Here is a 21417-nt window from a genome sequence, read left to right as displayed (position 1 = left end):
GAAGCCGCGGGTGAACCGGCTGCCCGGCTCGGCCCACGGCACCCGGGAGACCACCACGCCGTGCAGACGGCATTCCACTCGCGGGACCGGGCCGGAAAGCTCGACGCGGAAGCAACCGAAGTCCTGGTGCCGCCAGCTTCGCCCGCCCCCGCCGTTGTCGTGTCTCGGGGCCTTTCGCCCGCAGCGCGAGCGGCGCAACGCTCCCTTCCTGCACCTGACGCGCGCCACCAGGACGGGCGCGTCGCGTAGCGGGGAGTCGTCCAACGACACGTCCTCGACTATCATGTCTTCGACGTTCGGCAATCGCTTGAATATGCCCTTCGACCAAGGCGCTTTCCTCGGTTGTGTTCTTGGTCGAAAAACAAACCCACAGGAAGCGCCCCTCACACCTTCGTATTCAACGGCTCAACGACGAGCCACCACCCACGAAAACAACACAAGAGCCACTTATTACTATAAATCAATCTCTATCTCGTACTTATCATCGATAAGCAGATATTTTACATTATACTTTTTTGCAAGTTCCAAAAACTGTGCATTATCTTCCAAAACGCTTTCTATAGTACACCATTCATCGTCTAAGCGACTTTCTACTGCACTTGCATACTCCTTGATATTATCGAAATGATTTTTAATATAGTTTTCGCTCATTACAAGACAAAAGTATCGGATGTTATCAAGATATTCCTTTACAAAGTCTTTTTCCCAATCAAAAGGGATATAGCACCCTTCAATAATAAGATTTTGCTTGTTTTCTATAGCGGTTTTAATCATTTCACGAACAATAGGCCACAGATACTCTGTGAGCTTATCATCATCTTCGGGTGTAAGTTTGGTATAGCCGCTACGAATTAAACCCATTTTCAAATGGTCTATTGATAAATAAGGATATTTATACTTTTCAAGCAGTTTTTGAGCAAGCACAGTCTTACCTGTATGCGATGCACCTGTAATTAAAATAATCATTTATCTATGTCCACAAAGCCTACTAACTATGCTGTAGTGTTCTTGAAGCGACTCATTCCATTTCTCTAAATCCACTTGTCCTGTTGCCCATACATCTAATTGTTCTTTTGTATAATCTTTCGCATTTACCGTGTGGACTGTACTATAAAACAACTCTGTAATTTCTTTGCAGTCGGATGTCTGATATTCTCTGGAGAGTATTTTTTTATCTCCTTAAATTCAAATTGATCACTCTGTATTTATCATTGTACCACAATTCCGAGAGCGTGGAAACAGGCTGTTTTTTAGGCCGATTTCCCACCTTTCGGATATGCGGGACGGGCGGTCATTTAGGTGTAGACTTAGATTAATCTGCCATTGCCGCTGAAAGCCAGAGCGCCGCTGACGCAGAAAAATGGATTGCCTTGATGAAAGAGTGCGTCAATCCCACGGAACTGACCGCCGAACTTTTGAATACGCTGATTGAAAAAATCGTTGTCCATGAAGCGGTCAAGGGCGAGGACGGAAGCCGGGAACAGGAGGTAGAAATCTTCTACCGCTTTATCGGCAAAATTGATTGAATGACACCAATATCTTTAACTATGTGAAACCGGCAAGGCCTATCCGGAAATGGACAAGCTGCTCATGATCTGTGACCTGTTCGGCTGCACGCTGGACGACCTGGTCCTGGGCGACGTGACCCACCCCGGGGCCGGCGCGACGGCCGACGTCACGGCCGACGCCACGGCCGAGACTGCCCGTGGCGGGACCCCGCATCCGGCGGGCCCCGGCCCCGCCGGCGGTGCGGAGGCGAACGGCGCGGCGGGCGTCAGCCGGCGCGGCGCGACCGATTTGCTGTCCTCGGCGGTGCCGCAGGACCTGACCGGCTACGACCCCCACATCCGGCGGTTCTCCGCCCGCATCGCCCTCGGCGTCACCGCCATCATCGCCGGGGTGGCGGGCACGGCATTGTTCGGCAAGGAGACCCCGGTCGCCGATTCCGGAACGATGGGAGGGTTCCTGGCCTTCCTCTGCATGGTGGTCGGCGTCATCGTCGGTCTGGGACTGATCGTCCCCGCAGCGATGGCGCACGCCGACTTCCGCAGGCGGCACCCGTATCTCGAGGACTTCTACACCGACGACGACCGTTCCCGTGCCTCCCGGCGCGCCGCCATCGGTGTGGTCCTGGGCGTCGCGCTGATCCTGCTGGGCGTGGCGGTGGTCGTGTACGCCGAGGAGGTGCAGGGCATCGAGGAGGGGTGGCCGCCCAGTGTGATGCTGCTCCTGGTCGCCGTCGGCGTGGGATGCATCGTCTACGTCAGCATGCGCCGCGGGCTCCTGAACATCGAGGAGTACAATAAGGGAGTCGAAGAGGAGCGGCGGGAACGCGCCGGCGAGGAAGGCGAGGAAAGCCCCCAGGATCGGATTTCCGGGGCGGTGTGCGGCATCATCATGATCGTCGCCACCATCGTCGGCCTGTCGCTGCTGTTCACCGGGCACGACATGTTCTGGCTCTCCTGGGTCTTCGGCGGACTGTGCTGCGGCGTCGCCTCCCTCATCATCCAGCTGGTCATGGGGCCTCGCGGCTGAAGCTCGCCCGCCACATGCGGGCGAGGTGCGCGCCACGGGCCAATCGAGCTAGCATGACGGGACAGGACATCCGACGAAGGAGAGGCGCGATGCAGCTGGACAACCTGATGGCGACGCGGGACTACCGGCCGTTCGCCGAGAAGGCACTCGCCAACCTCTTCGGCTTCCCCTCGTTCCGCGACGGCCAGGCCGAGGTGGTCAACGCGATCCTCAACGGCCAGGACACGCTGGCCGTCATGCCCACCGGCGCCGGCAAAAGCGTGTGCTACCAACTGCCCGCCACCCGCCCCGGCACCTTCACGCTCGTCGTGACGCCGCTGCGCGCGCTTATGCGCGACCAGGTGCAGCATCTGGCGGCCCACGGCATCCCGGCGGCCGCGGTGGACAGCGGCGTGGACGCCGAGGAGCGCCGCGCCATCTACGAGACCGCCCGCGCCGGCGGCCTGCGCCTGCTCTACGTGGCCCCCGAACGCCTGGTCTCGCGCGAATTCCAGGACTTCGCCCACAGCCTCGCCATCGACCTGCTTGTCGTGGACGAGGCCCACTGCGTGCTGCAATGGGGCAACGACTTCCGCCCCGAATACGCGGCCATCGGCGGTTTCGCGGCCAGCCTGACCCCCCGTCCGGTCGTCGCCGCGTTCACCGCCACCGCCACCCCCGACCAGCGCGACGAGATCGCCGCCAACCTGGGCCTCAAGAACCGCTTCATCATCGTCACCGACTTCGACCGGCCCAACATCCACTTCCGCGTGGTCAACGCCACCCCCGCCGCCCGGCTCGCGCAGATCGCCGCCTGGGCCGCCGCCCGCCCCGACGAATGCGGCATCGTGTACTGCGCCACGCGCAAACGCACCGAGCAGATGGCCGACGCGCTCGCCGCCCGCGGCCTGGCCGCCACCCACTTCCACGCCGGCATGGACGACGCCCGCAAGGCCGAGGTCCAGGACGGCTTCCTCGCCGGCCGCATCACGGTCATCTGCGCCACCACCGCCTTCGGCATGGGCGTGGACAAGCCGGACGTGCGCTGGGTGATCAACGACTCCGTGCCCGGCAGCCTCGAGGAGTACTATCAGGAGGCCGGCCGCGCGGGCCGCGACGGCAAACCCGCCGTCGCCGTGCTCATGTGGAGCAAAGGCGACTTCCTGCTCCTGCGCAAACGTGCCGACGAGGAGGCCGGCAGCGCGCTCGCCGACCCCGCCGACCGCGAGCGCGCCCGCATCGCCGCCAAACGCCGCGTCAACGCGATCAGCCGCTACTGTGAGGCGGAGCGATGCCTGAGGGCGATGCTGCTCGACTACTTCGGCCAGAACGCGCCGGAATCCTGCGGCGACTGCTCGGTGTGCGACGGGGAGGATCCTGAGGCGCTGGCCGAGGCCGCGCCGGCGAAGCGCAGGCGCCCGGGCCGCGGCCGTGCCGCCGCCGGCACGGCCGCCGCCACCGACGCCGACGAGCCGGTGATGGTGTCCGACGCCACCCGCGCCCGCGTCGCCCCGCTGGCCCTGGACGGGTTGGACGGCATCACGGCCGCCTCCGGCCGCGGCGTCGGCATCGGCACGCTCGCGTTGTTCCTTCACGGCAGCAAGGCGAAGACGATTACCGGCAAGGGGCTGGACAAGCTCGCCCAATGGGGCTCCTGCGCCGACCTGCCTACCGAACAGATCGAGGCCGTGATCGGCGAGATGGTCGGCGATGGACGGCTCGGTCAGACCGCGGGCCTGTACAAGACGCTGTTCGTGCCCGGCCATGAGGTCAAGGCCGCCGACCATCCCTTCGTGCGCGGGCTCGACCCGGCCGAACGCCGGGCCATCGAGCAGGCCATCGTCCGTCTCGTCGGCGACATGACCGAGCGGTACGGCGCGCCGCCCGCGGTCTCCGGCGTGGCGGGCGTGCTCGCCGGCGACGACCGCGACTTCATGGTCGAGGCCGGCTACACGCGGCATCCGGATTTCGGCCGCTTCCGGCCGCGCTATCCGGTGCGCGACCTGCGCGCGCTCATCGACGCGATGGTCGAGGCCGGCACACTCGTCCGGGGCGAGCGCAACCGGCTGTCGCTGCCGTAGGCCCGCCCCGCGCGGAGTAAGGTGGAACCGGTCAATCTGGCATCGGGGCGCGACGGGCCCCGGCCGGAATCGGACGTGGCGCGGCCGCCCCTCAGGCGGCGGCCGACGCCCCCACGAGGGTAAGGAGAATCCCGATGAGCACGATGGCTTCCGCACGTTCCATCCGTTTCGCCACCGCACGCCCGCTGCCGCGCGTGCGCACGCAGGTGTGGGCCGCCGCGCTGGCCGTGGTGGCCGCCGTGGCCCTGCCGCAGGTGTTCCACATGGCCGGCGCCGCGCTGGGCGTGGGCACCGCCCTGGGCGAGACCCTGCTGCCGATGCATCTGCCGGTGCTGCTGGTCGGCCTGCTCGCCGGCCCGTACGCCGGCGTGGCCGCGGGCGCGCTCGGCCCGCTGGCCAGCTTCGCGCTGTCCGGCATGCCGATGGCCGCGATGCTGCCGTTCATGGTGGTCGAGCTCGCCGGCTACGGCCTGGTCGCCGGTCTGCTGCGCACCGTGAACATACCGACGATCGCCAAGGTGCTGCTCGCGCAGGTGGCCGGCCGCGTGCTGCGCACCGCCGCCGTGCTCGTCGCGGTGGTCGCGCTGGGTGACACGACGGTCGTCGTCGCGTCGGTGTGGACCGCCGTGCTCGCCGGCCTGCCCGGCCTGGTGCTCCAGTGGGCCGCGCTGCCGCTGATTGTGTGGCTTGTCGACCGCCGTACCGCCGAGGGACGCTGACGATGACGGGCGAGGAGCTGCGCAAGGCCGGCACGGCGCTGTCCGACGACGTGGCGCGGGCGCGGCGGGCGCTCGCCGCCGACGCGACGCTTGGCGTCGTCGCCGTGCATGGTGACGCGACGCTCACCGGCGCCGGCCGCGGTGTCAAACCGTTGCTGGCCTGGCTGGCCGACGGCACGCGGCTGGATGGCTTCGCGGCCGCCGACCGTGTGGTCGGCAAGGGCGCGGCGCTGCTCTACGCCAAGCTCGGCGCCGCCGCCGTGTGGGCGGAGACGATGAGCGAGGCCGGCGTCGCCGCCCTGCAGGCGCAGGGCATCGAAGCCGGCTGCGGCGAGCTGGTGCCGCGCATCCTCAACCGCGACCGCAGCGACATGTGCCCGATCGAGCGCGCGGTCGCGGCCATCGACGACCCGGACGAGGCCGAGCCCGCAATCCGCACCGCCGTCGCCCGCCTTATGGCCGCCAAGGGCTAAGTCCGACGGCCGCCGGGTCCGCGGCCGCCGCGTCATCGCATGTTCGGTGGAGCAGCATGTTCGGTGGAGCACCATGTTCGGAGCGGCACAGCCGGCCATGGGGGTCGCATGACTGCGGCTGACTGCGGCGAACCGTACGCTTGCGGATGCTCACAGTACGGTTTGCCGTATGAGGGGCGTAAGACTGCGGCTGACTGCGGCGAACCGTACGCTTACGGGCGCTTAGAGTACGGTTTGCCGTATGCACCTGATGCGGATGAAGGGGGCACCTTCACCGTGGCGTAGGCGGGCAGCCTCAGGCGTGGAAGGCGTAGCGGATCGTCATACGGAACCGGTCGCCGGCCCGGAGCAGCGGGCTCGGCGTGGTGCCGTGGTGGTCGTCGTTGATCGCATTGGGCACGAAGCCCGGTTCCAGCGCGATGCCGGCGCCCGGGCCGTAGGCGCGGCCGCCGCGGCCGGGCAGGCTGGAGCCGGCGTCGAACCAGCCGGCCGAATACACGACCAAGGCCGGGGCGTCGCAGGACAGCGCCATCGTGATGCCGCTGCGCCCGCCCGTCAGCGTGGCCATGGGGATAAGGGGACGCGCGCCCGCCTCCATGGAGGGGTCGACCGATGGTGCGGAACCGGCCGATGGCGCGACACCGGAGGCCAGACCGGCGGTCGGGGAACGCCGTGACGTCCGGTAACCATCGGCCAGGCCGGCGTACGCCGCGGCGAAGTCGTAGGCGTGGTTGTAGCCGCGGCCAATGGCCAGCTGCGGGTCGCCGGGGTGGGCGGCCATCGCCGCGCGCGGCGTGCGCGGCTGGCGGAAATCGAACGGAGTGCCGTCCACCGGCGCCACATCGAGGGGCAGGAAACCGGCGTCGGTGGGGAAGTAGCGGTCGGCGGCGACGTGCAGCGTGTGGTCCAGCGCGTCCGTGATGGCCGGCGCATCCGAGGCGTCCGGCGCACCCGTGGCGCCGGGGATGGTCCCGCCCGATCCGCGGCTCGAATTCCCGTCGAGGTTCCAATAGATATGCGAGGTGGGGTTGCAAATCGTGGTGCGGTCGGAGACGGCCGAGAAGCCGATCTCCAGCGCGCCGTCGGCCAGCGTGTAGGTGACGGCCATGGCCATCGTGCCGGGGAAGCCCTGGCTCAGATGCGGGCTGACGAGGCGCAGCGTGACGGAGCTGCCGGCGAGCGCGTCCTCGTCGATGCGTCAGAGCGCGCGTTCGAAGCCGTGCGGGCCGGAATGCGCGTTGTTGCCGTTGTCGTTGGCCGCCGCCGGTAGTCCACGCCGTCGATGGCGCAGCGGGCGCCGGCGATGCGGCTCGTGTTGCGCCCCATGATCGCGCCCATGCACACGTCGTCCGCCAGCCAGCCGTCGAAGCCATTCCTTCCCAGCGTCACGGCCGTGGGACGTCCGGCGGCGTCGGGGACCGTGAGCGAGGTCAGCCGCGCGCCGTCCGGTCTCCGGTGCCACGGTGACGGTCGGCGACGTCACGACCACGACCAACCGCCACGGCGGCTACGTCGCCGCCGGCGTGACCCCCGGTCCGGCGACGGTGTCCGCCGACGCCGGCGACCTGGGAGCCGGTTCGGCGAAGGTCGCCGCCGTCACGGCCGGCTCCGTCGCGAAGGCCGGGCCGATCCGGGTGCCCGGCACGCAGCGCATGCATGACGTGTCCGGCACGGTGACCGACGCGGACGGCCAGCCGCTGCGCGACGCGGGCGTGCAGCTCGTCGCCGAATCCGACGGCGACATCTACGCGGCGGGTGCGGACGAGAACGGGCGTTACGCCGTCCGCAACGTGCCGGACGGCACGTACACCGTGCAGGTGACCAAGGCGGGGTACGTGACGGTGACGGAACGCCTGGAGGTGAAGGACGACGTCACGCTCGACCGTGCGCTGGAGCGCAACGTCGGCGCGATCGCCGGGCGCGTGCTCGGCGTGGGCGACCAGCCGCTCGCCGGTGCGACGGTGACCCTCGACGGCGGATCCGACACCGCGGTGACGACGGGCGAGGATGGGACGTTCCGCTTCGACGACGTGCCGGCCGGCGCCCGCAGCGTGACGGCGACGAAGGACGGGCACCTGTCCGGCACCGATGCCGCGGTGAAGGTCCGCTTCGGCGAGACCGCCAGCCTGACCCTGCGGCTGGCCCGGTCCATCGCCGTGGCGAACCCCGGATTCGAGGAGCCGGGCGACGCCGGGGAGCGTTCCCTCGCCGGCTGGCAGGTGAAGGCGGAACCGGAGGCGGCGGCCGTCCGTCAGGACCGCACCGGCTTCGGCGGCACCCACGAGGGCAGCTACGGACTGTCCCTGTGGAGCGACGACGCTTTCACCGCCGACGTCTCCCAGCGGATCGACGGACTCAAGGCGGGCCGCTACGTGGCCAGGGCCGCCACCTATTCCGGCATGACCGGCACGCTGAGGCTCGAGGTCCGCGACGACAGCGGGCGAACGATCGCCGAACGGGAGGCGCCGCGCAGCGACAATTACGTCTTCACCGGCATCGACTTCACGCTGCCGCAGGACGGCGCGGTGACGATCGCGATCGTCGCAGACGGCAACGCCGCCGACTGGGCGGTGGCCGACGCGGTCGAGCTCGGCTACCGCGGTATGCAGACGGCGCAGCCCGGCACGCCGGACAATCCAGACGTGCCGGGCGAGCCGGGCACGCCCGGAACCCCAGCCGATCCGGGCGACGCCACGGACGGTGACGCCGCCGACGGTGAAGGCCGGAAGCCCGGAACGGCCCCCGGTCTGTCCGCCACCGGCGCCGACGTGACGGCCCCCGGTCTGGCCGCCCTGACGCTGGGCATGGCCGGACTCGTGCTCGCCGTGCGCCGCCGCCGCGCCGGGCGCTGAGCCGGCATGACGGACACCGGTCCCGTCGCCGCGGCGACCGCCGTCGCGGCGACGGGACCGGCCCCTCGCGGCGGCGGCAACGCCGCCATCCTTCTTTCGTATCCTTCCCCACTTCCCCCTTATGTCTCCAGGAGCCCTCCATGACCAGCCACGCCCTTGACCTCAGCCGCTTCCCCGTCCGTGCCGCCGTGCCGTTCACGGTCACCATCCCCGGCAACGACCGTGCCCCCGACGGCACGACGATCGGCTTCACCTCGCAGGGTCTGGTGGTCGACGGCCGGCCGTGCGTGATGGTCGCCGGCGAATTCCACTACTCGCGCATGAACCCATCCCGCTGGGACGAGGAGCTGGCGGCCATGGCGGCCGGCGGCATCACCGTGGTCTCCACCTACGTGTTCTGGAACCACCACGAGGAGCACGAGGGGGTGTGGGACTTCACCGGCCGGCGCGACCTGCGGCGGTTCATCGAACTGTGCGCCAGACACGGCCTGTACGTGATCGTGCGCCTGGGGCCCTTCGACCACGGCGAGGTACGCAACGGCGGCATGCCGGACTGGCTGTTCTCCAAGCCCTACGACGTGCGCTGCATGGACCCGGACTTCCTGGAGCGCACGCGCGACCTGTACGCGCACATCGCCGGACAGCTGGAAGGGTTGTACTTCAAGGACGGCGGGCCGATCATCGCCGCGCAGCTGGACAACGAGTTCCAGCACTCCTCCGCCCTGTGGGACGAGACCGTCGCCACCACGCGGGAGTTCATCGGCGCCGCCGGCGGCGACGAGTACATCCTCGCCCTCCGGAGCCTCGCCCTGGACTGCGGCATCGCCGTGCCTTGCTTCACCGCCACCGCCTGGGGCGGGGCCATCGCCCCCGAGGGCACGCTGCCGGTGTGGGCCGGGTACGCGTACTGCCCGTGGGAGGTGGACGAGCGCACAAGGGTCCATCCGCCGCCCGACGAGTTCCTGTACCGAGACTACGCCTCGCCCGACTGCCCGCGCACCTTCCTGTACAACCCGCGCTACGATCCTTCCGTCACGCCGTACGTGGCCTGCGAGATGGGCGGCGGCATGAACTGCTCGTACGGCTACCGCTTCCAGGTCGACCCGCGCAGCGTGGACGCCATGGCGAACGCGCGGCTCGGCTCCGGCTGCAACGCGCTCGGCTACTACATGTTCCAGGGCGGCAGCAACCCGCTGGGGGACGGCATCTACCTGAACGACGGCGCCTGCCCCCGCATCAGCTACGACTACCAGGCGCCGCTGGGCGAATACGGCCAGGTGCGCGCCTCCTATGGCCGGCTGCGCACGCTGCACCAGTTCGCCGAGGCGTTCCGAGCGCCTGTGCGGCATGCCGGTGGCGCTGCCCGAGGGGCAGGACCGGCTGGACCCGGCGGACACGGCTCCGCTGCGGTGGTCCGTCCGCTACGACGCCGGGACGGAGTCCGGCTTCGTGTTCCTCGACGCCTTCCAGGATCACGCCGACCTGACGCCGCGCCACGACGAGCGCATCGAGCTGACGCTCGGCGGCGGCCGGCGCGTGACCTTCGACCGCATCGACCTGGCGGCGGGGGAGAACTGCGTGCTGCCGTTCGGCCTCGACCTGGACGGCGTGCGGATCGAGGCCGCCACCGTGCAGCCCGTCACGCTGGTCGGCGACCGGAACGACCCGGAGGGCCGCACGGCCGTGCTGATGGTGCCGGACGGCATGACCCGCCCGTGGGTGCGTTTCGCCCCGGACACGGCGTGCGCGCTGCCGCGGGAGGAGGACGGCCGCGTGCCCCTGGCTGCGGCGGTCGACGGCGAACCCGTGGCCGTGCGATGCGGCGGGGCGCGGATCCGCCTGCTGACGGTCAGCCGCGCCCGGGCGGGCCGCATGCTGGTCACGCAGGGCCGACGGCGCCTCGTCGTCGTGGGGGAGGGGGACATGGCGTGGGAGCGCGACGGCGTGCTCATCGTGCGCACCACCGACCCCGACCCGCTGCCGGAATGCCTGTCGGCCGGACGCTGCTGCCCGCAGGCGCGGGACGGCGCCCGGAGCGTGCCGGCCGTCGTCGGCGCGCCCTTGGTCCGGCGCACCGGGGCGGCCCGGTGGACGGTCGCGCTGCCCGGCGAGGCCGCGGCCGGCTATCTGCCGGAGGGGGCGGATGACCTGCTGCTGCGCATCCGCTACCGGGGCGACGTCGGCCGCCTGTGGGCCGGCGGCACGCTGATCGGCGACAACTACGCCAACGGAGCCCCCTGGGAGGTGGGCCTCAAGGAGCACGGCGACCTGCTGCGCGCCTGCGACGGCGTGCTCACGCTGGCGGTCGCGCCGCTGACGCCCGGCTCCCCGGTGGTGATGGAGGAGCCGTTCGACGCCGACGGCACGGTCGCCGACCTTGTGGACGTGGCGTTGGTGCCGGTTATGGTCAGGACCTTCGACCTTACGGGAAAGGACGGTGAGTGACGATGCTGAGAACCGTCCAGACGGCGCTGGGCCGCGTCGAGGGAACCAGCGAGGAGGACCCGGCGGTCACGGTGTTCCGCGGCATCCCCTACGCGCAGCCGCCGGTGGGGGAGCTGCGCTGGCGGGCGCCCCGGCCCGTGCTGCCCTGGGAGGGCACGCTGAGGGCCCACGTGTTCGCCCCCATCGCCCCCCAGCCGATGACCCCGCCCGGGGAGTTCTACGGGCATGAATGGCAGGTGGACCCCGCCACCCCGCAGTCCGAGGACTGCCTGTACGCCAACGTATGGACCCCGGCCCTGCGCGCCGGCGGCGAACTCACCGACAAAGCCGCCGATCGCCTGTGCCGGCCGCGATGCGCACCGGCCACGATGCGCGCCGGTCGCCATGCGCACCGGCCACGATGCGCGCCGGTCGCCATGTGCGTGTACAGTATCCTTTTGATTGTGCCGTGAGGCGGGCCGCCGCATAAGCCCGCTCCACCCAGGGTCCAGTCGGGCGGCCAGACGCCCCGGCCACAGCGCCGGCGCGAGGCCCGTCTCCCGGCGGATCGGCATCCTCCGCGGAACAATCCGCGGGGCAGCCAACAGGCGCATCGCCCGGCCCGCCACGCCCGCGTCAGCACGCGGCGCACGGTCCACGGCCGCGGGCGGCGCCCCAAGCCTTCGCCGGTATGCGGCGGCGAACGAGGAAACACCATGGTCAACGCCATCGAGGCATTCGACGCCAAGCACATGAAGCCCGCCGAGGAGATCCCGGCCTTCCGTCCCGGCGACACCGTCGACGTGAACGTGAAGATCCAGGAGGGCAACAACTCCCGTATCCAGACCTTCACCGGCGTGGTCATCGCCCGCAAGGGCGCCGGCGTGCGCGAGACCTTCGTGGTCCGCAAGATTAGCTTCGGCGCCGGCGTGGAGCGTCGCTTCCCGCTGCACTCCCCGGCCATCGACTCCATCAAGGTCGTGCGCCGTGGCCGCGTGCGCCGCGCGAAGCTCTACTACCTGCGCGCCCTGCGCGGCAAGGCCGCTCGCATCGTCGAGCGCCGCGACAACAAGGCCAACGCCTGATTCGCGCATGTGCCTGAGGCGGTCCGCAGCCATCCGGTTGCGGACCGCCTTCGCATATCCGGCCTTCGCATATCCAGCATCCCCGGCCCCTGTGCGCCTATGATGGGCCGGAGCCACCCGACCATCCCGAAGGAGGTTCCGATGGAGCCTGACGAGCAGTCCGACGAATCCCGCGACCGCCACACCTTCGCCGTCGCCGACCACGGCGTCGACCCGGAGCCGCCCTCGCCGCTGCCTGCCGCCGTGGCGGCCGCCGGCGCCGCCCCGCGCCGCAGGAAGCCGAAGGACGACTCCTTCGGCCTCAAGGAGTTGCTTGTGTGGTGCGGCATCCCCGCGCTCGTCGTCGTGCTCATCAACGTGTTCCTCATCGGCTTCTACGAGATTCCCTCGGGCTCGATGCGCAGCACCATCGAGGTCGGCGACCGTGTGGTCACCTCGCGCCTGACCCCGCGGATCTTCGACCTGCGCCGCGGCGACATCGTCGTCTTCCACGACCCGGCCGGCTGGCTGTCCAACGAGAGCACCGGCCCGCTCAAAGGCGACTATCTGATCAAACGTCTCATCGGCCTGCCCGGCGACACCGTCGCCTGCGCCGGCCCTGGCCAGCCGGTCACCGTCAACGGCACCGCCATCGACGAGACCACCTACCTCAAGCCCGGGGTCAACCCCAGCTCTTTTCCCTTCGAGGTGACGGTGGCGCCCGGCCACATCTTCGTGCTCGGCGACAACCGCGACAATTCCGCCGACTCCCGCTACCACGCCAACGACGGTGACAACGGACTCGTGCCGATCGCCAAGGTGGTGGGCGTGGCCGTCGCCCGCTACTGGCCGCTGACCCGCATCGGCCTGCTCGACGCCCACCACGAGGTCTTCGACCAGGTGCCCGACCCGTCCGCTGCCGGGCAGACCGCCGCCGGCCAGGCCGTCGCTGCGGAGGCTGACCGATGACGGCCGTCGTGCCGACGCTGGCCCTGGAGCGCCGCCTCGCGGCCGGGCCGGGGGAGGGCGGCGAGGCGGCCGACGCCGCCGTGTTCGCGTCCTTCGACCGCCTGCGGCTCGACGGGATGCATCGGCCCGCCGACATCGTCGTCGGATTCGACGAGGTGGGCCGCGGCGCGCTGGCCGGCCCGGTGATGGTGGGTGCCGCTGCCGTGTGGGCCCGCGACCTGCTCGACGACGACCATCCGCTGGCCGTGCCGGCCGGCGTGGCCGACTCCAAGATGCTCACCGAACACCGCCGCGAGGCCATCTACGACGAACTGGGCGAGTGGTGCGCCGCCTGGGCCGTCGGCCAGGTCAGCAACGCGGAGATCGACGACTGGGGCATCTCCCACGCGCTGGGGGTCGCCGCCCTGCGCGCCCTCGGCCGCGTCGAGCGGCTGCTCGGCATCGGCGACGACGGATGTCTTCATCCCGCGGCTCCGGCTCGTTCCGCGGAACCGGTCCGTGCTACCGCTCCGGCGGACGGGTCCCGGCCCGCCGCCGCGGACCCGGAGGCGGTGCTGGGGGAGGAGGTCGCGGCCTGCGGCGCCGCCCCAGCGGCCGGCATGCCCGCCGGCCGGCCCGTGCGCATGGCCGGCATCCTCGACGGTCCCCACGATTACATCACGAAGGCCATCGGCAGCTTCGACGCTCCCGACGTGCCGGCGCCGCCCCACATGGTCACGGTTGTCAAAGGCGACCAGAAGTGCGCGTCCGTCGCCACCGCCGCCGTGCTCGCCAAGGTGACCCGCGACCGGCTCATGGAGGCCCTCGCCGCTCGGCATGCCGCATGGGAACCCTATGCGTGGGAGCGCAACAAAGGCTACGGCTCGGCCGCGCACAAGGCCGCGATCGCCGCCCACGGCCCCACCCGGCTCCACCGCGTCAGCTGGAAGCTTGTCTGAACGTCCCGCCCCCGTGGCAAGGTGATTGTTTCGGTGCCGTGTGGCGAAGCACGGTATGCTCAAATCAGCGCACGGCGGTACGCCGGTTCGGCGCTTTGTCCCCAAGCAGCGGAAGGGTAGGAAGTATGGTGGCCAGCCGCGCCGCAAGGAAGCGTCCGTCCATGTTCGAGGTGGCCAAGCTGGCCGGCGTGAGTCACCAGACCGTATCCCGCGTCATCAACGATTCCCCCGACGTCTCCGACGCCACCCGCGCGCGCGTGCAGGCGGCCATCAAGAAGCTCGGCTACCGGCCGTCGAATTCGGCGCGCGCCCTGGCCTCGCGCCGTTCCCGCACGATTGGCCTCATCGCCGGAGGCCTGCGGTTCTTCGGCCCGATCTCCGCCATCGCCTCCATCGAATCGATGGTGCGCGACCACGGCCTGTTCCTCTCGGTGATGATGGTGCACGAGGCGTTGTACACGCAGCAGGACTTCGACGACCTTACCGACACGTTCAACGAGCAGAACGTGGACGCCTTCATCTTCCTGACCCCGACCGACGTGATGTTCGAGGCGGCCTGCCGCGCCAAGGTGAGTCAGCCGCGCGTGCTGCTCACCTCCACGCACGGGTCGATGAGCATCCGCGAGGGCGAGGCGCTTATGGACGCCGAGGACCGGCGGCGCACCGCCATCGTGGGGGTGGACCAGTGGGGCGCGATGGCCGAGGTCATGCGGCTCGTCGTGGCGTACGGCCACCGCAGCGCGATTTTCTTCGCCGGCCCGCGCGAGTGGCGCGACGCCGCCACCCGCTTCGCCGCGTGGGACCAGCTCGCCGCCGAGCACGCCGTGCATTCGCAGACCGTGCGCTGCGGCACCTGGGATTCCAGCGAGGCCTACGCGAAGATGAATCATGTGCTCGACACGATCGGCAAGACGGGGGCGCCGCTGCCCACCGTCGTCGTCGCCTCCAACGACAACCAGGCCGTGGGCGTGGCGCGCTCCCTGCACGAGCATGGGCTGCGCATCCCGCAGGACGTGAGCCTGGTGGGCTTCGACGACATCCCGGCGATGGACAACATGTACCCGCCGCTGACCACGGTGCGCCCGGATTTCGAGGCGCTGGGCGCCGCCGCGATGCGCGAGACGCTGCGCCTGCTGGGCGAGGGCAGCGAGCAGATCTACCCGGACACCCGCCATGGCGTGGGGCTGATCCCCGCGCAGGTGATACGGCGCAGTTCGCTGGGGCCCGCCGCGCGCGTGTAGGGGAGGCCGGCCGGCGCGATGGGGCCGGGCGCGGGGAACGGGCCCGCGGCGCGCAGGGCGCTGCATTGGCGGCGCCGCGCCGAAATGCGCTGAGTTGTGATTCCGTGGCAGCTGGGGTATATTTGTTCATGCATGATGTGAGCGCTAACAGTTCTCCGAAGGAGGAAGCTGTGGCGTTCGCTGAAGGCACTGACGATGGATAAACGGGCGAAGGCATCTCCGCCCCAGCTAAGGAGCTTCACGCATGGCAACGCAAGAACAGGTCGCCGAAATCGCTGAAAAGATCCGCGCAGGTAAAACCTCACTGGGCATCGAATTCGGCTCCACCCGCATCAAGGCTGTGCTGATCGACGACGAGTACCGGACCATCGCCTCGGGCGACTACGGCTGGGCCAGCCATCTGGAGAACGGTCTGTGGAGCTACACCGTCGAGGAGATCTGGCACGGACTGCAGGCCGCCTACGCCTCGATGGCCAACGATGTGGAACAGGCCTACGGCGAAAAACTCACCCATATCGGCCACATCGGTTTCTCCGCCATGATGCACGGCTATCTTGCGTTCGACGCCGCCGGCAACCTGCTGGTGCCGTTCCGCACTTGGCAGAACACCAACACGCACGAGGCGCATGAGAAGCTTTCCGAGCTGTTCCAGTACAACATCCCCGAGCGCTGGAGCATCGCGCACCTCTACCAGTGCGTGCTGGACAAGGAACCGCATGTGGGCAAGGTCGCGTACTTCACCACGCTGGCCGGCTATGTGCATTGGAAGCTGACCGGCCGCAAGGTGCTGGGCGTGGGCGATGCCTCGGGCATGTTCCCGATCGACCCGGTGACCAAGATGTGGGAGACCGGCTTCATCAAGCAGTTCGACGCGCTGCCCGAGGTGGCGGTGCAGCCGTGGAAGCTCGAGGACCTGCTGCCGGAGCCGCTGGTGGCCGGCACGCCCGCCGGCGAGCTGACCGACGAGGGTGCCAAGTTGCTCGACCCCTCCGGCACGCTGCAGCCCGGCATCGTGCTCGCGCCTCCGGAAGGCGACGCCGGCACCGGCATGATCGCCACCAACTCCGTGCGCGTGCGCACCGGCAACGTCTCCGCCGGCACCTCGATCTTCGCCACCGTGGTCCTCGAGCGCAAGCTCAAGGCCCTGCACCCCGAGGTGGATATCGTGGCCACCCCGGACGGCAACCTCGCCGGCATGAGCCATGCCAACAACTTCACCTCCGACCTCAACGCGTGGGTGAACCTCTTCGGCCAGTTCGCCGAGGCCATCGGCACGCCGGTGGACGCCGGTTCGCTCTACGGCACGCTGTTCCGCGCCGCGATCGGCGACGATGTGGACCGCAACTGCGGCGGCCTGCTCAACTACCCGTTCCGCTCCGGCGAGTTCCTGGCCGGTCTGGAGGAGGGCCGTCCGCTGTTCGCCCGCGCTCCGGAGGCGCGGATGACGCTGGGCAACTTCATGCGCGCGCAGCTCTTCGGCGCGTTCTCGCCGGTGAAGATCGGCATGGACGTGATGACCAAGGACGAGCATGTGCGGGTCGACTCCCTCGTCGGCCATGGCGGCATCTTCACGACGCCGAAGGTCGCGCAGAAGATCCTCGCCGCTGCGTTCGACACTCCGATCAAGGTGATGGCCACCGCGGCCGAGGGTGGTGCCTGGGGCATGGCGGTGCTCGCCGACTATCTGTGGCACGCCGACGCCGCCAAGGACAACCTGGCCGATTACCTGGATGGCTGCGTGTTCAAGGACGCCCAGTCCATCACCGAGGAACCGGACCCGGAGGACGCCGCTGGCTTCGAGGACTTCTTCGCCCGTTTCCGCAAGGGACTGGCCATCGAGCAGGCCGCGATCAAGGCCATCGACCTCGAAAGCAAGTGATCGCAAAACCGTTGGAAACCGTATCCCTATAAGAAAGGAACAACATGGCAACCCTGGCTGATTACGGGCCCGAGGTCCGCGCCGAGGTCAAGCAGGTGCGCGAGGTTGTCGCCACCCTGCATGAGCAGCTCATCAAGTGGAACCTGGTCGTGTGGACCGCGGGCAACGTGTCCCAGCGCCTGCACACCGCCGACCTCATGGTGATCAAGCCCTCCGGCGTGCGCTACGAGTATCTCACCCCCGGTTCGATGGTGGTGTGCGACCTCGACGGCAACGTGGTCGACGGCACCGAGGCTCCGTCCTCCGACACCGCCTCTCACTGTTACATCTACCGCAACATGCCGGACGTGTACGGCGTGGTGCACACCCACTCCACCTATGCCACCGCATGGGCGGCCACCGGCCAGAACATCCCGTGCGGCCTGACCATGATGGGCGACGAGTTCGGCGGCCCGGTGCCGGTCGGCCCGTTCCGCCTCATCGGCTCCGAGGCCATCGGCGAGGGCGTTGTCGAGACGCTCAAGAAGTACCCGAAGTCCCCGGCTGTCCTCATGCAGAACCATGGCCCGTTCACGATCGGCAAGGACGCTGAGTCCGCCGTCAAGGCCGCCGCCATGACCGAGGAGGTCGCCCACACCATGTGGGCCGCCAAGCAGCTCGGCGACATCATCGAGATTCCGCAGGCGGACATCGACAAGCTCAACGACCGCTACCAGAACGTCTACGGACAGCACTGAAACGTACCCAATCACCACAACGAAGTAATGAAAGGAGACCAGCGATGGTCATGGAAAACCCCTTCGAAGGCAAGGAAATCTGGTTCGGCGTCGGTTCGCAGGACCTGTACGGCGAGGAAGCGCTGCGTCAGGTCGCGCAGCAGTCCGGCGAGATGGTCGACTATCTGAACAAGACCGGCAAGATCCCGGTCAAGATCGTGCTCAAGCCGACCCTGAAGTCCTCCGACGGCGTCAAGCAGTTCATGGTCGAGGCCTCCGCCAACCCGAACGTCATCGGTGTGATCGCCTGGTGCCACACCTTCTCCCCGGCCAAGATGTGGATTCGCGGCCTCGAGGCGCTGAAGAAGCCGCTCATGCAGCTGGCCACCCAGCACCATAAGGAGATTCCGTGGGAAACCATCGACATGGACTTCATGAACCTGAACCAGGCTGCCCACGGCGACCGTGAGTTCGGGTACATCGTCTCCCGCCTCGGCATCCCGCGCAAGATCGTCGTCGGCCACTACACCGACCCGGAGGTCGCCGAGAAGATCGCCACCTGGGCCCGTGCCTGCGCCGGCTGGGACGCCTCCACGCATATGAACGTGATGCGCTGGGGCGACAACATGCGCAACGTGGCCGTCACCGAGGGCGACAAGACCGAGGCCGAGCGCGTGTTCGGCTGCTCCGTCAACACCTGGGCCGTCAACGAGTTTGTCGCCGCCTACGACAAGGTGAAGGACGACCAGGTCAAGGCCCTCATCGAGGACTACAAGGCCAAGTACGACGTCGACCCGGAGCTGCTGGACGCCCGTTACGACGAGCTGTTCATCGCTGCCAAGGAAGAGGCCGCGATGGTCAACATGATGCGCGAGAACAACTGCACTGCGTGCGTGGACAACTTCGAGGACCTGGGCGCCCTTCCGCAGCTGCCGGGCGTGGGCGCGCAGCGCATGCCGTCCGAGTACGGCTGGGGCTTCTCCGCCGAGGGCGACTGGAAGACCTCCGTGCTCGTGCGCATCGGCGCGGTGATGGGCTATGGCCTCGAGGGCGGCGCCTCCCTGATGGAGGACTACTCCTACAACTTCACCGAGGGCGACGAGCTGGACATGGGCTCCCACATGCTCGAGGTCTCCCCGGCCATTGGCACCATCGGCAAGCCGCGCCTGGCCATCTACCCGCTGTCCATCGGCGGCAAGTCCGACCCGGTGCGTCTGGTCTTCTCCGGCGCCCCGAAGAAGGACGCGGTCGTCGTCTCCATGGCCGACATGCGCGAGCGCTTCCGTCTGCTCATGGACGTCGTCGACGTGGTCGAGCCGCAGGGCTCCCTGAAGAACCTGCCGTGCGCCCGCGCCGTGTGGAAGCCGCAGCCGAGCCTGAAGACCGCCGTGCAGTGCTGGATCACCGCCGGTGGCTCGCACCACACCTGCATGACTACCTCCGTCGGCCGTGAGGCTTGGGAGGACTTCGCCCGCATCGCCGGTGTGGAGCTGGCCGTCATCGACAAGGACACCAACGCCCGCCAGTTCGAGAAGGATCTGCAGCTCTCCGAGATGTACCATCGTCTGGAGAACCGTCACTGAGTGACCGTCCGGTAGCCGGTGCGTGAGGCACCGGCCGGTTAGGACGCATCCGGGGACTCGCCGCCGGCCATGCGCCGGCGGCGGACCCCGCGCCGGGACCGCGCCCCATCCGTAGGGGCGCGGTCCCGTTTTGTTTCTTCGGGGGCCATCCGGTTCCGTCTCGATGCCCCCTACACTGCCCCTTGCCCGCTCCTTGCTCCGCTGTTTGCCGCCCTTGGGGGAGGGCCGGTGGCTGTGACCGAGGCACGGCCATGACTATCCGGAATATGATCATTTTTGGCGTTTTTTAATCAAAAAAAGAGCTATTTTGTTCTTTTGTTAACGCAATCATTTCTCATGATTGAACTTTGAGGGGGAACACTATGAACACTCAGGATTCAGCCAGCGGAGTCGATGCCCGAAGGGAAGGCATGAACATCCGCCAGCGCGCCGCCTTTTCCTTCGGCAACTTCGGCCAGTCCGCGTTCTACAACGCGCTGAGCACCTACTTCGTCATCTACGTCTCGCAGACGTTGTTCGCCGGCGTCGACAAGGACCTCGCGGCCAAGCTCATCGGCGTCATCACCTCGCTGGTCATGGTCATCCGCATCGCGGAGATCTTCCTCGACCCGCTGCTGGGCAATCTCATCGACAACACCACCACGAGGTGGGGCCGCTTTCACCCGTGGCAGCTGCTGGGCGGCCTGGTCTCCGCGGTGCTGCTCGTGCTGGTGTACACCGGCCTGTTCGGCCTGGTGAACGTGAACACCACCGTGTTCATCGTGCTGTTCGTCATTGTGTTCGTCGTGCTCGACGTGTTCTACTCCCTGCGCGACATCTCCTACTGGGGCATGGTCCCGGCGCTGTCCACCGACTCCCACGAGCGCAGCGTGTACACCTCGCTCGGCAACTGGGCCGGCACCATCGGCTACAACGGTCTGACCGCCGTGGTCGTGCCGATCGTCACCACCGTCACCTGGTGGTTCACCGGCCGCCGCGAGGAGGGCCAGGCCGGCTGGACGGCCTTCGCGATCATCGTGGCCATCCTCGCCGTGCTCACCTGCCTGTCCGTCGTGCTCGGTACCAAGGAGTCCACCAGCTCGCTGCGTTCCAAGGCGCAGAAGTCCGGCGGCCCCATCCAGGCGTTCAAGGCCCTCTTCGAGAACGACCAGCTGCTGTGGGTGGCGCTGAGCTACCTGCTGTACTCCATCGCCAAGGTCATCACCACCGGCGTGCTCATGCTCATGTTCAAGTTCGTGCTGGGCATGGAGGAGATATTCTGGATCGCCGGCGTAGTGCCCGTGGTCGTGGACCTCATCGTCGCCCCGGTGTACCCGGTCGTCAACCGCTACATCCCGCGCCGCTACCTCTTCCTCGGCGGCATGGTGATGATGGCCTGCGGCTACCTGGTGTTCGCCTTCAGCTCCGACACCCTGCCGATGGTCGTCGCGGCGCTCATCCTCTTCTACTTCCCGGAGACGCTCATCTCCACCACCGCCATCCTGTGCATGACCGACTCCATCGAATACGGTCAGCTCAAGACCGGCCGCCGCAACGAGGCCGTGATCCTGTCTGTGCGCCCGATGCTGGACAAGATCGCCGGAGCCCTGTCCAACGGCATGGTCGGCCTGATCACCGTGGCCGCCGGCATGATCTCCGGCGCCACCGCCGCGGACATGACCCCGGCCAACATCCAGACCTTCAAGCTGTGGGCGTTCTATGTGCCGCTGGGAGTGATCGCGCTCGGCTTCCTCGTGTTCTTCTTCTTCGTCAAGCTCAGCGAGAAGAAGCATGCGCAGATCGTGGCGGAGCTCGTCAAGAAGCTCGATGCGGAGGCCACCTCCATCCAGGACGCCGACTGACGGCCGGCGGGCCCATCCGTCGGGGCACGTCCGTCGGGGCACGTCCGTCGGGGTACGTCCGTGGGGCGCGCCCCCGACGTCGTGTCGGCGTCGCGCCGGGGATGGGGTGTGCCGGGGATGGGG

At 68.1% G+C, this 21417-nt stretch carries 20 protein-coding genes and 1 pseudogene; 17 read left to right on the top strand and 4 right to left on the bottom strand.

The features are described 5' to 3' along the window. Together H7U32_RS08690 and H7U32_RS08685 are read right to left on the bottom strand one after the other, a co-directional pair. The coding region (locus H7U32_RS08690) for a transposase family protein (RefSeq protein WP_239457646.1) at window positions 1–303 on the bottom strand (303 nt) is incomplete at its 3' end. 150 nt (window positions 304–453) lie between these two features. Continuing rightward, a complete protein-coding gene (locus tag H7U32_RS08685) occupies window positions 454–966 on the bottom strand; it encodes an AAA family ATPase (RefSeq protein ID WP_204469677.1) in 513 nt (170 codons plus the stop codon). A 356-nt stretch (window positions 967–1322) separates the two neighbouring features. On the opposite strand from H7U32_RS08685, the gene H7U32_RS08680 reads away from it, so the two are divergent. The 5 genes from H7U32_RS08680 to H7U32_RS08660 all read left to right on the top strand — a co-directional run bounded on the left by H7U32_RS08680 (window position 1323) and on the right by H7U32_RS08660 (window position 5787). Next, window positions 1323–1526: a DUF4368 domain-containing protein gene (locus tag H7U32_RS08680; protein WP_323804622.1), complete on the top strand. Its 204-nt coding sequence runs from the start codon at window positions 1323–1325 to the stop codon at window positions 1524–1526. A gap of 49 nt (window positions 1527–1575) precedes the next feature. Next, window positions 1576–2535 carry an XRE family transcriptional regulator gene (locus H7U32_RS08675; protein WP_204469676.1) on the top strand — a complete coding sequence of 320 codons (960 nt, stop codon included), beginning with the start codon at window positions 1576–1578 and terminating at the stop codon, window positions 2533–2535. A gap of 89 nt (window positions 2536–2624) precedes the next feature. Beyond that, on the top strand, window positions 2625–4595 hold the full coding sequence (locus H7U32_RS08670; RefSeq protein ID WP_204469675.1) for a RecQ family ATP-dependent DNA helicase: 1971 nt from the start codon (window positions 2625–2627) through the stop codon (window positions 4593–4595). A 134-nt stretch (window positions 4596–4729) separates the two neighbouring features. Continuing rightward, window positions 4730–5314, top strand: coding sequence for an ECF transporter S component (locus tag H7U32_RS08665; protein ID WP_204469674.1), 585 nt, complete (start codon window positions 4730–4732; stop codon window positions 5312–5314). Window positions 5315–5316: 2 nt separating this feature from the next. Continuing rightward, window positions 5317–5787, top strand: coding sequence for a DUF1893 domain-containing protein (locus tag H7U32_RS08660; protein WP_204469673.1), 471 nt, complete (start codon window positions 5317–5319; stop codon window positions 5785–5787). 295 nt (window positions 5788–6082) lie between these two features. Here the strand turns inward: H7U32_RS08660 and H7U32_RS08655 are convergent, their stop codons facing one another. Continuing rightward, complete coding sequence (locus H7U32_RS08655; RefSeq protein ID WP_275051238.1) at window positions 6083–6946, bottom strand: aldose epimerase family protein; 864 nt, start codon at window positions 6944–6946, stop codon at window positions 6083–6085. Further along, a complete protein-coding gene (locus H7U32_RS11825; RefSeq protein ID WP_204469679.1) occupies window positions 6922–7221 on the bottom strand; it encodes a hypothetical protein in 300 nt (99 codons plus the stop codon). Before H7U32_RS11825 ends, H7U32_RS08655 begins: the two co-directional genes overlap by 25 nt. A gap of 29 nt (window positions 7222–7250) precedes the next feature. Here H7U32_RS11825 and H7U32_RS08645 point away from each other — a divergent pair, with 29 nt between their 5' ends. From H7U32_RS08645 to H7U32_RS08590, 12 genes and pseudogenes are all read left to right on the top strand, one after another. Further along, complete coding sequence (locus tag H7U32_RS08645; protein WP_204469672.1) at window positions 7251–8639, top strand: carboxypeptidase-like regulatory domain-containing protein; 1389 nt, start codon at window positions 7251–7253, stop codon at window positions 8637–8639. 140 nt (window positions 8640–8779) lie between these two features. Beyond that, window positions 8780–9895, top strand: a pseudogene (locus H7U32_RS11820) (beta-galactosidase); the annotation flags it as partial. 34 nt (window positions 9896–9929) lie between these two features. Beyond that, complete coding sequence (locus tag H7U32_RS10875; protein ID WP_239457644.1) at window positions 9930–11084, top strand: hypothetical protein; 1155 nt, start codon at window positions 9930–9932, stop codon at window positions 11082–11084. Between the two features lie 2 nt (window positions 11085–11086). Beyond that, window positions 11087–11536 carry a carboxylesterase family protein gene (locus H7U32_RS08630; protein ID WP_204469669.1) on the top strand — a complete coding sequence of 150 codons (450 nt, stop codon included), beginning with the start codon at window positions 11087–11089 and terminating at the stop codon, window positions 11534–11536. 243 nt (window positions 11537–11779) lie between these two features. After that, window positions 11780–12148 (top strand): 50S ribosomal protein L19, encoded by a 369-nt coding sequence (gene rplS, locus H7U32_RS08625; protein WP_204469668.1) that lies wholly within the window; start codon window positions 11780–11782, stop codon window positions 12146–12148. Between the two features lie 141 nt (window positions 12149–12289). Further along, window positions 12290–13096, top strand: coding sequence for a signal peptidase I (lepB, locus tag H7U32_RS08620; protein WP_239457643.1), 807 nt, complete (start codon window positions 12290–12292; stop codon window positions 13094–13096). A gap of 116 nt (window positions 13097–13212) precedes the next feature. Then, window positions 13213–14034 (top strand): ribonuclease HII, encoded by an 822-nt coding sequence (locus H7U32_RS08615; protein WP_204469678.1) that lies wholly within the window; start codon window positions 13213–13215, stop codon window positions 14032–14034. A gap of 125 nt (window positions 14035–14159) precedes the next feature. Beyond that, the gene (locus tag H7U32_RS08610; RefSeq protein ID WP_204469666.1) at window positions 14160–15275 is read left to right on the top strand and encodes a LacI family DNA-binding transcriptional regulator; all 1116 of its coding nucleotides are present in this window, start codon (window positions 14160–14162) and stop codon (window positions 15273–15275) included. A gap of 244 nt (window positions 15276–15519) precedes the next feature. After that, entirely contained in the window at window positions 15520–17154 is a 1635-nt protein-coding gene (locus H7U32_RS08605) for a xylulokinase (protein WP_204469665.1), read from the top strand. 44 nt (window positions 17155–17198) lie between these two features. Further along, window positions 17199–17891: an L-ribulose-5-phosphate 4-epimerase gene (locus H7U32_RS08600; RefSeq protein ID WP_204469664.1), complete on the top strand. Its 693-nt coding sequence runs from the start codon at window positions 17199–17201 to the stop codon at window positions 17889–17891. Between the two features lie 44 nt (window positions 17892–17935). After that, window positions 17936–19453 (top strand): L-arabinose isomerase, encoded by a 1518-nt coding sequence (gene araA / locus H7U32_RS08595; RefSeq protein WP_204469663.1) that lies wholly within the window; start codon window positions 17936–17938, stop codon window positions 19451–19453. Between the two features lie 362 nt (window positions 19454–19815). Continuing rightward, window positions 19816–21294, top strand: coding sequence for a glycoside-pentoside-hexuronide (GPH):cation symporter (locus H7U32_RS08590; RefSeq protein WP_204469662.1), 1479 nt, complete (start codon window positions 19816–19818; stop codon window positions 21292–21294). The last annotated feature ends 123 nt before the right edge of the window (window positions 21295–21417 follow it).

Source organism: Bifidobacterium pullorum subsp. saeculare, from assembly GCF_016899725.1.
GTDB classification, from domain to species: Bacteria; Actinomycetota; Actinomycetes; order Actinomycetales; family Bifidobacteriaceae; genus Bifidobacterium; species Bifidobacterium pullorum_C.
This window is presented reverse-complemented; position numbering and strand designations above follow the sequence as displayed.

Bases quoted from the DNA above. Each gene is read 5' to 3' on its own strand.
- H7U32_RS08675 (WP_204469676.1), top strand. From the start codon at position 1,576: ATGGACAAGCTGCTCATGATCTGTGACCTGTTCGGCTGCACGCTGGAC.
- H7U32_RS08600 (WP_204469664.1), top strand. From the start codon at position 17,199: ATGGCAACCCTGGCTGATTACGGGCCCGAGGTCCGCGCCGAGGTCAAG.
- H7U32_RS08590 (WP_204469662.1), top strand. From the start codon at position 19,816: ATGAACACTCAGGATTCAGCCAGCGGAGTCGATGCCCGAAGGGAAGGC.
- lepB (WP_239457643.1), top strand. From the start codon at position 12,290: ATGGAGCCTGACGAGCAGTCCGACGAATCCCGCGACCGCCACACCTTC.
- H7U32_RS10875 (WP_239457644.1), top strand. From the start codon at position 9,930: ATGGCCGGCTGCGCACGCTGCACCAGTTCGCCGAGGCGTTCCGAGCGC.
- araA (WP_204469663.1), top strand. From the start codon at position 17,936: ATGGTCATGGAAAACCCCTTCGAAGGCAAGGAAATCTGGTTCGGCGTC.
- H7U32_RS08615 (WP_204469678.1), top strand. From the start codon at position 13,213: ATGCATCGGCCCGCCGACATCGTCGTCGGATTCGACGAGGTGGGCCGC.
- H7U32_RS08630 (WP_204469669.1), top strand. From the start codon at position 11,087: ATGCTGAGAACCGTCCAGACGGCGCTGGGCCGCGTCGAGGGAACCAGC.
- H7U32_RS08660 (WP_204469673.1), top strand. From the start codon at position 5,317: ATGACGGGCGAGGAGCTGCGCAAGGCCGGCACGGCGCTGTCCGACGAC.
- H7U32_RS08670 (WP_204469675.1), top strand. From the start codon at position 2,625: ATGCAGCTGGACAACCTGATGGCGACGCGGGACTACCGGCCGTTCGCC.
- H7U32_RS08685 (WP_204469677.1), bottom strand. From the start codon at position 966: ATGATTATTTTAATTACAGGTGCATCGCATACAGGTAAGACTGTGCTT.
- H7U32_RS08665 (WP_204469674.1), top strand. From the start codon at position 4,730: ATGAGCACGATGGCTTCCGCACGTTCCATCCGTTTCGCCACCGCACGC.
- H7U32_RS08610 (WP_204469666.1), top strand. From the start codon at position 14,160: ATGGTGGCCAGCCGCGCCGCAAGGAAGCGTCCGTCCATGTTCGAGGTG.
- H7U32_RS08605 (WP_204469665.1), top strand. From the start codon at position 15,520: ATGGCAACGCAAGAACAGGTCGCCGAAATCGCTGAAAAGATCCGCGCA.
- rplS (WP_204469668.1), top strand. From the start codon at position 11,780: ATGGTCAACGCCATCGAGGCATTCGACGCCAAGCACATGAAGCCCGCC.